The organism is Enterococcus sp. DIV1208 (assembly GCF_050530455.1).
Lineage (GTDB): Bacteria > Bacillota > Bacilli > Lactobacillales > Enterococcaceae > Enterococcus_B > Enterococcus_B hirae.
Map to the genome: position 1 here is coordinate 2,103,914 of NZ_CP172887.1, position 12,773 is coordinate 2,116,686.

Sequence of the window (12,773 nt, forward strand, 5' to 3'; positions counted from 1 at the left end):
TATCATCCTACTTTTTCATTGTTTGTTTTATCCAAAATGCTTTTTGGGGAAAGTCTGTGATTATTGCATCTAGTTGTTGATCGAAACATCGTGCCATCTGCTGGTCGTCGTTGATGGTCCAGCATCTGATCGATTTGGGGAATGTCTCCATGGATGGCAAATGCTCCAAGTACCAGTCACCTCTAGGATGAATCCCTTCTATCCAAGGAGTATCTTCAGCTAACTGTACTTTCTTTTGTGACGTACTTAAAAGAAGATCCAGCTGTGCCTGAGGATCAATTTTTACTACTCGTTCCAATGTATGAAAGTTAAAACTGCAGTACGCATGTCGAAAAGGCCATTCCACTGCTTTTAATTGTTGAACTACTTTTTCTTCGATGCCAGCATACTCATATTTATCTGTTTTAATCTCGATCATTACCGTTCCACGATAATTCATTTCCCAAAAAAGATGCAGGACCTCTTTCAAAGTTGGCACTTTTGTTGCCTGAAACTCTGTATTGAACCACTTTCCTGCATTCAACTTTTTTATCTCTGCTAATGTTTTTTCCCGTACCAATCCTTTGCCATCCGTCGTCCGATCCACTTCCTCATCATGAATCACCACTATCTGCTCATCTTTCGTCAAATGAATATCTAGTTCAATCCCATCTGCACCTATTCGAACCGCTTCGGCAAACGCAGGCAATGTATTCTCTGGATGGGTACCACTACTTCCACGATGCGCAAAAATCTGAACCATTTCATCACCACTTTCAGTCTCTTTGATTGTACCATAGGAAAAAGGCTGTGAAAAAGTCGTAATACTTCGAATGTCTAAGAATGAGGTTGACTTGTCATTCTAAAAAATGAGTAAACGGTATTCAATAAAGAACTCCTCAGCAATAAGCGATGATTTTCTAAAATATGAAAAGCTATAAAAAAGTCCTCTCTCATTCATAGTGTTCCCTCTATCGAAAATAAGCCGAAAAAACCAAAAATATAAGGAACTACTTTTGGATTCTTCGGCTTATTTCTAAAAGCTAGACAATTCTGTCACAACCTTGCCTTTACAAATTATAAAAGTTTTTTGATCCTCTTCGATCTTAACTCAAAAAACAATTAGCTCCACACATTATCATTTGAGAAAAAGCCAATGGGTTGTCGCGTGACACTTTTTAATTGCGCTTTTTTTTCATTGATCATTTCCGTCAGATTATCCGTGAAGTTTTCTAAGATCACACGTCCACCTTTATAAGCATAACCGCCTATTTTCATCGTTTCGTCAGGAGAAAGAACGACTTTACGGTGCGCAATGTTTTTAAACAACTCCTCTAAGATGTAATTTGGAAGATAAAAATTATTTTGTGCAGCAAATGACTGTAAATAAGCAAAATCATCAATAGTGATATAACAATCATCAAATGCATCAAAGCTGACATATTCATCTAACAGTGTTGCTCTTTTTTGCAAGATTTCATTGATTTTTTTATTTAGTTGATTCAAAGTCTCAATCTCTTTGACTTTTAATTCTAACTCCCGTCTTCGTTGCTCTTTGTTTTCAAGATGGCGCATCTGAACAACCATCCCGATATATACTAAAATAGCTCCTAATAAAACGCCAATTAAGCCTACGATGCCAACTACCAATTAGTGTTCCTCCTTGCTGTATTCTTCTATTTCATCATAACATAAACGTGCAAGCACAGACTATTTTCTAAAATTTTTTTATTTGACCTTTATTGACCAAGAATGTATACTACTTTTTAGGTAGAAGAAATGAATTTGTGTTACACTATTTGTAAAGAACTTAAGGAGGAACCAAATTATGAATTTAATCCCTACAGTTATTGAGCAATCCTCTCGTGGCGAACGAGCTTATGATATTTATTCACGCTTATTAAAAGACCGCATTATCATGTTAAGTGGTCAAGTGACTGATGATCTTGCAAACTCGATCATTGCTCAATTGCTTTTCCTAGATGCACAAGATTCTGAAAAAGACATTTATCTTTATATCAACTCTCCTGGCGGTTCTGTTACTGCTGGAATGGCGATTTATGATACGATGAATTTTGTTAAAGCAGATGTCCAAACCATTGTGATGGGTATGGCTGCTTCTATGGGTAGTTTCTTACTGACAGCAGGTAAAAAAGGCAAACGTTTTGCTTTACCAAATGCTGAAATCATGATCCATCAACCACTTGGTGGCGCACAAGGTCAAGCGACAGAAATCGAAATCGCTGCTCGTCACATTTTACAAACACGAGAACGCTTGAACAAAATTTTAGCAGAACGTACTGGTCAACCTCTTGAAGTGATCGAAAAAGATACCGACCGTGATAATTACATGACTGCTGAACAAGCGAAAGCATACGGTTTGATTGATGAAGTGATGGAAAACAGTGCTGGATTAAACTAATATCATTTGTAAACTAAAAGGACGATGGGACTGCTCGATTGAGCGGCTCATCGTCCTTTTTTCAGTTGGAACGAAAGCACGGTTTTTCAATGCTGTTCTTTAAACTTTCCTTCGTTATATTGTTCTCCAAGTTCAACGTAATGTTGAATATTTTGGCGATTCTTTTCAATCTCTTCTTCCGTTAAAGGACGAATGACTTTAGCTGGCCGACCAAACGCTAATACGTTGGGCGGAATGACCTTGCCTTCGGTCACTAAAGAACCAGCACCAATCAAACTATTTTCACCGATCACTGCATGGTTCAAAATAGTTGATCCCATACCAATCAACGCGCCCTTTTCGATGGTGCAACCATGAAGCATACATTGATGTCCTACCGTTACATTTTCAGCAATTTCAACTGGTGCATCATGGTCCACATGAATAACAGTACCATCTTGAATATTCGTTCTTGCTCCAACTTTAACCGTATTGCTATCCCCACGAATCACCGCTTGATACCAAACTGTGACCGATTCTGCGAGCTCTACATCGCCAACAACAGTTGCATTCGGTGCAATAAATTTTTGACTCATTTTTACACATCTCCTTTTTTGGCTTATTTCCAATTATAGCAGAAGATGGATTTCTCCTTCAAAAAGACTGGCAGCTATTATTTCATAGTCCCTTAAAGCACGCCTACTCTCTAGGGACTGAGACAAAAGTTGTCTCAGTCTAGTATCTCTAAAAACGAATAAACGGCGTTCAAGAAGCAACTCCTCAACAATAAGCGATGATTTTCTAAAATATGAGGAGCTATTTAAAAAAATCATCGCTTATTCGCTCGGAGCTGAACGCTTCTTTCACAGCCTCTTGCTAAACGGTGTTCAAAGAGCTGACCTTCGGCGATAAGTCAAAAAATCTCAAAACATGAGGAGCTGTTTCGAGATTTTCATCCTTAGCGCTCAGGTCAAGACACTCTTTTCACGACCTCTTATTCACGGTGAGACAAAAGTAGCATCTTCGGAAAATTTGCCGAAATTCACCAAAAATTTGAGAAGCACCAAGTAGGTAACAATCAACATCAAAAACGAGTTTTTGTGTTTCTTGTCAATTTTCGAAAATTCCTTCTTATTTCTTGATGCTGAACACTTTTGTCTCAACCTCTCGTTTTTACACAACTAAAGAGCTCAGAACAATCTTTCGTGTTCCAAGCTCTTTCCTTTTATCTATATGCTATCTAAACTGGTAGCTAAATTTTATCCATTTACTTTAGAAATATTGATTGAGCCGATATAGCCAGCTTTATAGTTTTCTACATTGATTAGTGGGCTTGTTTCTCCTTTATTTACTTTAAAAGTAGTTGTAAGTCGATAGTATCCTTTTTCTTCTAAAACCCCATCTCTCATCAATGTGGTGTTAAGGAGTTCACGACTATCTTTAGACGAAGTATCTTCCTTCAATGCCACTTTTACATAATGGTCACTCAACATATCGACCACTGGTTTCACATAAACAGTTACTCGATAAGTAGCATTTTCTTCTAAAGCTTCACTACCGTTAAAGATTTTATATACACTAGCATGCTGATCAGCAAAGAAAGTATAGTCACCAACTAAAGCATTCACAGGGTCTTTCACTAGTTCAATGTCATCTCCTGAGAACATTTTCCATCCAGCAGTTTGTCCGTCAGGCCAAGTATCATTGATTTTCACCGTTACATTAATCGTTTTTCTAGCCACTTCATTTACACTATTTTTCACTTCATAAGTGACTTGGTATTTTCCAGGAATAGAGGAATCAACGTTGTTTTCTACCACTTTGATTTTGTCTGTGATGTCTCCGTCAACACGATCATAAGCACTTAGATTGATTCGTTTGTCAAATGGATCAAATAACTCATCGTGCAAAATTTCAATATCATTTGCATGTAACTCTGGTTTTTCAAAAACTGCTGCAAATTGATTGATTCTGACAGTATGCGTATTGAAATGTTCTCCTGTTGCAGCTCCAATCGTAAAAGTATATTTCTTTGATTTATCGATGTTTGGATTTTTCAATTCCCAATGTTGCCCATCATAATCTGCAGTAATAAGTTGTTGCTTGCTATTCCATTTTAACGTTAATTTTTTAAAAGTATTTGGCGTGAATTTAATTTGTTGCATAGGAGCTAAAGCGGTTAAAAATCCGCTGTTGGCATCTGTTGAAACAAAGCCTCCATGAGCACCAACCATTTGAGCATGGTTGAAAGAAGTATCCGCATCATCTCTATCTGGCGCTTTAGAATAGGTATCCAATTCAAATCCAATTCCCTTTTTCAGGCCTCTGATACCTAGACCTCCACCATTAGCTCCAATGTCGCCAATTGCTCCTTGGTGGAAAGCCACACCTACCCCATCAGCACCATTTACATTATCACCTAAATTGACATCCATATCCAACAAGAAATCATAGTTCATATCAAGGGAGATGATTCCAGATATTGTTCCTTTTTGAAATTGTTTCGATTGAGTAAGACGAGCTGTATGGGAATCAAGTTGGACGGCATTTCTATTAAATGCGACGATGTCTTTCAAATCAAAATTATTTTGATCCACATTTTGGGAGATAGCAATATTTTTATTGACTAAAACATTACTAGTTTCTGCATTTACTGACAATCCAACAACACTTACCCCAATTAATCCAATAGTTCCTGCACATACTTTTTTATAAAAGGTCTTTTTGTTCATAATAAATAACACTCCCATTCATATAGTTATTTTTTATACACTATCCTTTTCCGTTCTATCTGCATTTCACCATCTCTTTTCATTCTTTTAGTAAACAATTACTCGTAAAATTCATTTACTAGCAAGCATCCAGTAGTAGAAGCATTTTTGAATGCTATTTCGCCTCCCTTGATCTTTTTTCTACTACAAAATTATCGTAACGCTCAGATCTTATTATTTTTATTTTGTATAGTAGTCCAACAAATAAAAAAAGAGGTGAGACAAAAATGTTTCGCATCAAGAAATAAGAAGGGATTTCCGAAAATTGACAAGAAGCATAAACACTCGTTTTTTGCTGTTGATTGTTACCTACTTGGTGCTTCTTATTTCTTGATGCTACTTTTGTCTCACTGTTTATTCGATTTTTAGAGATACTAAAAGAAACTGAGGAAAGTTTTTCCTCAGTCTCTCTATTCTAAAATTCTTTCTTATTTGCTCGGAGCTGATCGCTTCTTTCACGACCTCTTGGTTTAAACGGTGTTCAAGAAGCAACTCCTTGAAATAAGCCTGAATTTTTCAAAACATGAGAAGCTGTTTCAAAAAATTCTTTCTTATTGTCATCGGAGCTGTTCGCTTCTTTCACAACCTCGTGTTTTAATCGGTATCAAGCATCAGCAACATCTTCAGCAAATTGGCTATTGTACAGTTTTTCATAGAATCCGCCTTGAGCTAACAGCCCTTCATGCGTTCCTTTTTCGATAATTTGTCCTTGATCCATCACTAAGATCAAATCCGCATCACGAATCGTTGAAAGGCGATGAGCAATAACAAAACTTGTTCGTCCTTCCATTACACGATCCATTGCTTTTTGGATCAATGCTTCTAAACGAGTATCGACAGAACTAGTAGCTTCATCAAGTATCAAGATTTTAGGATCAGAAACCACGGCTCTGGCAATAGTCAATAATTGCTTTTGTCCTAACGAAACATTGTCACCTTCAGCGTTGATTTCCATTTCGTACCCATCAGGCATTGTCCGAATAAAATGATCAACGTTAGCTGTTTTTGCTGCGTCAACGACTTCATAATCCGTCGCATCTAATTTACCAAAACGAATATTATCAGCGATTGTCCCTTCATAGAGCCAAGCATCTTGAAGAACCATCCCAAATAATGAGCGGACATCACTACGACTCATCGTTTTAGTATCAATACCATCGATTTTTATTGCCCCATGACTCACATCATAAAAACGCATCAATAAATTAATCAGAGTGGTTTTCCCTGCACCGGTTGGTCCGACTACCGCAACTGTTTGACCAGCTTTTACTTCAAAGTTCAAATCTTGAATCAACGGTTTTTTAGGGTCATAAGCAAAATCAACATGTTCAAATGAAACATTTCCTGCTACTGTTTCTGGTAAAGTGACATCCACTTTATTTTCTTTTTCTTCTGGTTCATCTAAAATCTCAAAGACACGTCTGGTAGCCGCAGATGCACTTTGCAATACAGAAGATAACTGTGTGATATTCCCCATTGGCTGGCTGATTTGCCAAATATATTGGATAAATGCTTGTAATTGCCCCACAACGATGACACCCGTAATGACGTAAAAACTTCCCAATACAGCCATACCGATATAAGTAGCATATGCGGTCAACTGAACTAAGGGCATCATCAATCCAGATATAAAGGCTGCTCTAAATCCATAATGTTTCAATCGATGATTGACTTGTTTGAATCCTTCAAACGTTTTTTGCTCACGTCCATAAACTTTTAACACACTAAAACCAGTCATATTTTCTTGGACATAACCATTTAAATCCCCTAACGAATTTTGCATTTCTTGGAAATATTTTTGCGAAGCATTGATCACACGTTTTGAAATCCAGATAGATGCAGGAATCATGATCATCGAGATCAACGCCATCAATGGCTGGATATAAAACATCATCGCTGCTGCCAGTGTGATCCCTAAAATAGCATTCACCACACCGATAAACGCTTGCTGTAACGCTCCACTGACTGCGTCTACGTCATTCGTCACCCGAGATAAGATATTTCCTTGTTGATTTTTATCAAAATAAGAAACAGGCAATCGATTGATTTTTTCTTCAATATCTCTTCGCAAATCTTGCATTGCACTTTGCACGACATTCGTCATCAAAACACCTGAAAGTAATTGCGAAACACAATAACCAACGCCCACGATCGTGATCCAAATCAAACAATTGAAAATATAAGAAAAATTAATCGCTTCGTTGTTTGCAATATTGTGACTGATCTCAGTAGTTGGCAATCCGACAACGTAGGGTAAAGCAACGTTGAAAATCACCGTCAAAACAGTAAACAACAGCACAAAGAAAAATGCTAACTGATAAGGTTTGATGTATCGAGCTAATCGTTTTAAGGAAGATAATGTTTGTTTCATGCTAATTCCTCCTTCGATAATTGCGAAGCTGCGATATCATAATAGATTGGACAGTTTTCTAATAATTCACGATGTGTCCCGATACCTACGACTTCTCCCTCATTCAAGACGATGATTTTATCAGCATGCATGATCGTACCCACTCGCTGCGCCACGATTAACACCGTTGATTCGGTCGTTTCTTTTTTCAAGCGAGCTCGAAGTTTTGCATCCGTTTGATAATCAAGTGCCGAGAAGCTGTCATCAAAAATATAGATTTCCGGACGTCGAATAATAGCTCTGGCAATCGCTAAACGCTGCTTTTGTCCTCCAGAGAAATTAGCTCCACCTTCGGAAAGAAGTTCATCATACCCATCCGTTTTCTTCGAAATGAAGTCCGTTGCTTGTGCGATTTCAGCTGCTCGCTCCATCTCCTCTTGCGTAGCATCTTCTTTTCCATATCTTAAATTATCTGCGATCGTTCCAGTAAATAACAATGCTTTTTGAGGAATAAAGCCAATTTTATCTCTTAATTTACTCAAGCGATAGTCCCTGACATCTACGCCATCAATAAGGATTTCCCCATCACTTACATCGTAAAATCGAGGAATCAATTGAATCAACGTTGACTTCCCGCTACCTGTACTACCGATGAATGCGACTGTCTCTCCTGGCGAAGCAGTAAAACTCACATTACGGATCACGGGTTCTTGTGAATGTCCAGGGTAAGCAAATGTCACATTCTTAAACTCAATATATCCTTTGGTTTTTGTTTCAGATACACCATTTGGATCTTCTTTGATCGACGGTGAGGCATCTAATGCTTCTTGGATACGCCCTGCTGAAACAGCTGCCCGTGGATACATCATAAAGACACTTGCAAACAGCATGAAGGAGAACAATGCATGGAAAATATATTCAATAAATGCAATCAGATCCCCCACTTGAAGAGAACCAGCATCGATTTGAACCGCTCCGCTCCAAATAATCAAGACCATTACAATGTTAAACAGGAAGTAGAATCCAGGCTGTGCAACAGCCATTAAACGAAACAAGCTTTTCGAGCTTTTTGTATAGTTATCATTAACTTTCGCAAATCGTTTTTCTTCAAATTTTTCATTAACGAATGCCCGGATAACACGTAATCCTGAAAGATTTTCACGTAAAATACTATTAATCTTATCCAAATTTTTCTGTTGTTTTTTTGATAACGGTTCAGAAAATTTCGCAATCGCAACCACTGAAAGTAGTAAAAACGGTAGCGCTCCGATCACATAATAACTCAATGAAACACTGGTCCGCATAACCATATAAAGACTGACAACAAACATCATCGGTGTCATAAATCCGATCCGTAAGATATTTTGTAAGAACAGCATAATTTGATAAGCGTCGTTCGTCGTACGCGTGATCAACGAAGCAACCCCTAATGTTTCATATTCTTGGTGAGAATAACTCTGGATTTTCTTGAATAGATCGTCACGAATATCCGCAACGATGTTCGTCGTGATCCGTGAACCAAAATAGCCTAATAGAATATTCATAATGATCCCAACCACAGTGATTACAACCATCAAGATCCCTTGTTGTTTCACATAACCAAAATCGTTGTTACGAATCCCCACATCAATCATACGAGCTAAAATCGTTGGTAAGCCTAACTCAATTAAAATAAAACCAAATACGCAGATGAAATTTAATAACAAATATTTCTTATAGCGCATGGTATAGTGCCACATCAACTTCAAACTCTCATCTCCTTTTAATTAGAATAAATTTAGCTATTAATAAAAATAATAGCACACTCCTATAGTATATAGAACACCTCTCTCATCAAAAATTTTTTTTATTACATTTAAATGATAAAAAACATTTTTCCTTTCCACCTTGTTGATTTCTATACTTATCCACTTTTTTATGCTAAAATAGCAATTAACTATTGTATGAATTCATACAGAAGGTACGGTTGAAAAAATTTCCGAACAGAGAAGCAAAACGAGGCTTGTCTCTTTGATTAGAATCGCTCATTTTAATCAAAGCATATCAAAAAACAGGTGGCTTGACCCCTCGTTTTGTGTTGTCTAAAAAAAATCAACTAGCTAAATTACTGCGACATGCAGATAAAGGAGACATAAACATGATTTACAAAGTATATTATCAAGAATCAAAAATCCGTAATCCTAAACGGGAAGAAACAAAATCACTTTACATTGAAGCAAATAGTGATGTTGACGCACGTCAACAAGTGGAAGAAAATACCCCATACAACATTGAATTCGTTCAACTTCTAGAAGGCAGTCATCTAGAATACGAAAAAGAAAATGCTAAATTCACATTAGTGGAGTTTTAAAATGAAACTTTCCATCAAAAATAATGAGACAGGCGTCTTTGCTATTGGTGGATTAGGTGAAATCGGGAAAAACACGTATGGGGTACAATTCCAAGATGAGATTATTATCATTGATGCTGGAATCAAGTTTCCAGAAGATGATCTGCTTGGGATTGACTACGTAATTCCTGACTACAACTATATCGTTCAAAATATACACAAAGTGAAAGCACTGGTGATCACGCATGGACACGAAGACCATATCGGTGGCATTCCTTATTTGTTGAAACAAGCGAATATCCCTATTTATGCTGGGCCATTAGCGCTTGCACTGATTACCAATAAGTTGGATGAACACGGATTGCTTAGAGATGCACAATTGCATGAAATCAATGAAGATACCGTGATTCGTTTCAGAAAAACATCGGTCAGTTTTTTTAGAACAACCCATAGTATCCCTGATGCGTTGGGTGTCGTTGTAAAAACACCTTCTGGTAATATCGTTGCAACAGGTGACTTTAAATTTGATTTCACCCCAGTCGGTGAACCTGCTAACCTGCACAAAATGGCACGGATCGGTGAAGAAGGCGTACTCTGCTTGCTATCAGACAGTACAAATGCTGAGATCCCAACATTTACAAAATCAGAAAAAACGATTGGTCTTTCGATCCTAAAGATTTTTGAGAAAATCGAAGGTCGGATCATTTTTGCCAGCTTCGCTTCAAACATCTTCCGTCTACAACAAGCAGCAGATGCAGCGGTTGCTACCGGCAGAAAAATTGCTGTTTTTGGACGCAGTATGGAAAATGCGATCGTTAACGGCCAACGTTTAGGCTATATCAAAGTCCCAGAAGGAACCTTCGTTGATGCACATGAAATCAATCGATTACCTGCGAATGAAACGATGATCTTATGTACTGGTTCTCAAGGTGAACCGATGGCTGCTTTAAGTCGTATTGCTAATGGTACCCATCGCCAAATCCAGATCCAACCAGATGATACCGTCATTTTCTCAAGCTCACCAATTCCTGGGAATACTACCAGCGTCAACCATTTGATCAATTTATTATCTGAAGCTGGTGCAGAAGTCATTCATGGGAAAATCAACAATATCCATACTTCTGGACACGGTGGTCAAGAAGAACAAAAGCTGATGCTTCGTTTGATGAAGCCTAAATACTTTGTTCCAGTCCACGGAGAATTCAGAATGTTGAAGATCCATGCTTCCCTTGCTCAAGATACCGGTGTACCTGCTGAAAATTGCTTTATTATGGAAAATGGAGATGTGTTGGCTTTGACTAGCGAAACCGCTCGTCCAGCCGGACATTTTATTGCCGGTGACGTCTATATCGACGGTAGCGGGATCGGTGACATTGGAAATGTTGTTTTGAGAGACCGTCATTTGTTATCTGAAGAAGGACTAGTTCTGGCAGTTGCTACTGTCGACATCAAAAAGAAAGAAATTTTAGCGGGACCTGATATTTTATCACGTGGCTTTGTTTATATGCGTGAATCAGGTGAGATGATCAATGAGGCGCAACGCATCCTTTTTCATGCATTGCGTGAAGTGTTAAATGCTCCTGATTGCTCTGAACATAAACTGAAAGAAGCCATGACAGGCGCTTTACAACCTTTCTTATTTGAACGAACAGAAAGACATCCAATGATCCTTCCAATGGTGATGACACCTGATGAAGAAAAATAAATGAAAAACTTATGATGGCTGCATGCGCCGACTACCTACATAGATGGGTAAAGTTCGGCGCAGTTGTCCATTATAAGTTTTTTTGTAACAAAAAAGAGCGTAATCACTTACGCTCTTAACATGTTTAAATAGGTGAACAACACTTATTTAGTTTACTCGCTCTACTTAAGCTTTTTCAACATTAGCAGCTTGTGGGCCACGATCTGATTCTTCAACATCAAAAGTCACTGCTTGACCTTCTTCTAAAGTTTTGAATCCGTCACCTTGGATAGCTGAAAAGTGAACAAAAACATCGCTTCCGTCTTCACGTGAAATAAAACCAAATCCTTTTTCAGCGTTGAACCATTTAACTGTTCCGTTTTCCATTAATAATACCCTCCTCGTGCCTAAGCACTTAATTGATTGTAACATTGCTCGCGTACGATAGAGGTGCAACAGATGTTTCAACTTCTATTCCCAAACAAAATTACAATATAATTGTACACTTGGTTCTTTTTTTTTGCAAGAAAGCTACTTCCACTTATTCAATTTATTCCTCTTCCATCAATCCCTCCTCTCTCAGACTAAAATACTGTTTGCATTCAATGATCAAATGATCTAAGACATCGATTCCCATCATCTCTCCATATTTTTGAACTCTTTTAGTAAAAAGCAAGTCTTGTTTAGATGGAAGAACATTCCCCGATGGATGATTATGAACTAAAATAATTCTCGCTGCAGAATATCGAACAGCATAATGGAACACTTCTCTTGGATGTGCGATCGTTTGATCCAGGGAACCAATAAATAGCGTTTTTTTCAACAATACTTGATTCTTAGTATCCAAATAAATACAAATCAAATGTTCTTGTTTGTGATCCTTTAATTCTATGATTAATTGATGCGCTAATTCATAGCTGGCATGGATCGTGGGTTGTACCGCTACATGCTGTGTTTGGATTCTTTTTCCTAGCTCGATCAGTGCTTTGATTTCAAGAGCCTTAACCTGACCAATTCCTCGTATTTTTTCCAGCTCAGACAGCGTTGCCTGTCTTAACAGTGCAAGTCCACCAAATGTTTTCAACAAATTACCTGCTAGTTCCAAGACATTATAGGGATGCTGTCCCGTGCGTAATAAAATAGCAAGTAATTCTTGATCAGAGAGTGCTTTCTCTCCGTAAAGCAACATTCGCTCCCTTGGAAGTGAGGTTGCTGGCACAGCATCCAGCAAATTTTTTTCCATAAAATCCCCCCTTTCT

Annotated in this window: 11 protein-coding genes; 3 read left to right on the forward strand and 8 right to left on the reverse strand. The window is 37.9% G+C overall.

The genetic code is table 11. From position 1 onward, the window contains the following. Nucleotides 1–7: 7 nt before the first annotated feature. Together IGK91_RS09710 and IGK91_RS09715 are read right to left on the reverse strand one after the other, a co-directional pair. A complete protein-coding gene (locus IGK91_RS09710; protein ID WP_010738061.1) occupies nt 8–742 on the reverse strand; it encodes a glycerophosphodiester phosphodiesterase in 735 nt (244 codons plus the stop codon). Between the two features lie 359 nt (nt 743–1,101). Further along, nucleotides 1,102–1,629, reverse strand: coding sequence for a hypothetical protein (locus IGK91_RS09715; RefSeq protein WP_010718716.1), 528 nt, complete (start codon nt 1,627–1,629; stop codon nt 1,102–1,104). Nucleotides 1,630–1,807: 178 nt separating this feature from the next. On the opposite strand from IGK91_RS09715, the gene clpP reads away from it, so the two are divergent. Beyond that, nucleotides 1,808–2,401 carry an ATP-dependent Clp endopeptidase proteolytic subunit ClpP gene (clpP, locus tag IGK91_RS09720; protein ID WP_010718717.1) on the forward strand — a complete coding sequence of 198 codons (594 nt, stop codon included), beginning with the start codon at nt 1,808–1,810 and terminating at the stop codon, nt 2,399–2,401. Nucleotides 2,402–2,487: 86 nt separating this feature from the next. On the opposite strand, the gene IGK91_RS09725 is transcribed toward clpP, so the two are convergent. From IGK91_RS09725 to efrA, 4 genes are all read right to left on the reverse strand, one after another. Next, nucleotides 2,488–2,976, reverse strand: a complete 489-nt coding sequence (locus tag IGK91_RS09725) for a gamma carbonic anhydrase family protein (protein ID WP_010718718.1) — start codon at nt 2,974–2,976, stop codon at nt 2,488–2,490. Between the two features lie 663 nt (nt 2,977–3,639). Next, nucleotides 3,640–5,112 carry a lectin-like domain-containing protein gene (locus tag IGK91_RS09730; RefSeq protein ID WP_081129583.1) on the reverse strand — a complete coding sequence of 491 codons (1,473 nt, stop codon included), beginning with the start codon at nt 5,110–5,112 and terminating at the stop codon, nt 3,640–3,642. 643 nt (nt 5,113–5,755) lie between these two features. Beyond that, the gene (gene efrB / locus IGK91_RS09735) at nt 5,756–7,522 is read right to left on the reverse strand and encodes a multidrug efflux ABC transporter subunit EfrB (RefSeq protein WP_081125659.1); all 1,767 of its coding nucleotides are present in this window, start codon (nt 7,520–7,522) and stop codon (nt 5,756–5,758) included. Continuing rightward, nucleotides 7,519–9,249: a multidrug efflux ABC transporter subunit EfrA gene (gene efrA, locus IGK91_RS09740; RefSeq protein WP_010738063.1), complete on the reverse strand. Its 1,731-nt coding sequence runs from the start codon at nt 9,247–9,249 to the stop codon at nt 7,519–7,521. The genes efrB and efrA overlap by 4 nt, the downstream gene beginning before the upstream one ends. A 389-nt stretch (nt 9,250–9,638) precedes the next feature. Here efrA and IGK91_RS09745 point away from each other — a divergent pair, with 389 nt between their 5' ends. Together IGK91_RS09745 and rnjA are read left to right on the forward strand one after the other, a co-directional pair. After that, nucleotides 9,639–9,851, forward strand: a complete 213-nt coding sequence (locus tag IGK91_RS09745; RefSeq protein WP_010738064.1) for a DNA-directed RNA polymerase subunit epsilon — start codon at nt 9,639–9,641, stop codon at nt 9,849–9,851. 1 nt (nt 9,852) lies between these two features. Next, the gene (gene rnjA, locus IGK91_RS09750; protein ID WP_010718723.1) at nt 9,853–11,535 is read left to right on the forward strand and encodes a ribonuclease J1; all 1,683 of its coding nucleotides are present in this window, start codon (nt 9,853–9,855) and stop codon (nt 11,533–11,535) included. A gap of 165 nt (nt 11,536–11,700) precedes the next feature. Here the strand turns inward: rnjA and IGK91_RS09755 are convergent, their stop codons facing one another. Both IGK91_RS09755 and radC read right to left on the reverse strand, forming a co-directional pair. Beyond that, nucleotides 11,701–11,901 carry a cold-shock protein gene (locus IGK91_RS09755; protein WP_010718724.1) on the reverse strand — a complete coding sequence of 67 codons (201 nt, stop codon included), beginning with the start codon at nt 11,899–11,901 and terminating at the stop codon, nt 11,701–11,703. Nucleotides 11,902–12,064: 163 nt separating this feature from the next. Then, nucleotides 12,065–12,757 carry a RadC family protein gene (gene radC / locus IGK91_RS09760; protein WP_128479331.1) on the reverse strand — a complete coding sequence of 231 codons (693 nt, stop codon included), beginning with the start codon at nt 12,755–12,757 and terminating at the stop codon, nt 12,065–12,067. Between the last annotated feature and the right edge of the window lie 16 nt (nt 12,758–12,773).

Bases quoted from the DNA above. Each gene is read 5' to 3' on its own strand.
- IGK91_RS09710 (WP_010738061.1), bottom strand. From the start codon at position 742: ATGGTTCAGATTTTTGCGCATCGTGGAAGTAGTGGTACCCATCCAGAG.
- clpP (WP_010718717.1), top strand. From the start codon at position 1,808: ATGAATTTAATCCCTACAGTTATTGAGCAATCCTCTCGTGGCGAACGA.
- IGK91_RS09725 (WP_010718718.1), bottom strand. From the start codon at position 2,976: ATGAGTCAAAAATTTATTGCACCGAATGCAACTGTTGTTGGCGATGTA.
- IGK91_RS09730 (WP_081129583.1), bottom strand. From the start codon at position 5,112: ATGAACAAAAAGACCTTTTATAAAAAAGTATGTGCAGGAACTATTGGA.
- efrB (WP_081125659.1), bottom strand. From the start codon at position 7,522: ATGAAACAAACATTATCTTCCTTAAAACGATTAGCTCGATACATCAAA.
- IGK91_RS09745 (WP_010738064.1), top strand. From the start codon at position 9,639: ATGATTTACAAAGTATATTATCAAGAATCAAAAATCCGTAATCCTAAA.
- rnjA (WP_010718723.1), top strand. From the start codon at position 9,853: ATGAAACTTTCCATCAAAAATAATGAGACAGGCGTCTTTGCTATTGGT.
- IGK91_RS09755 (WP_010718724.1), bottom strand. From the start codon at position 11,901: ATGGAAAACGGAACAGTTAAATGGTTCAACGCTGAAAAAGGATTTGGT.
- radC (WP_128479331.1), bottom strand. From the start codon at position 12,757: ATGGAAAAAAATTTGCTGGATGCTGTGCCAGCAACCTCACTTCCAAGG.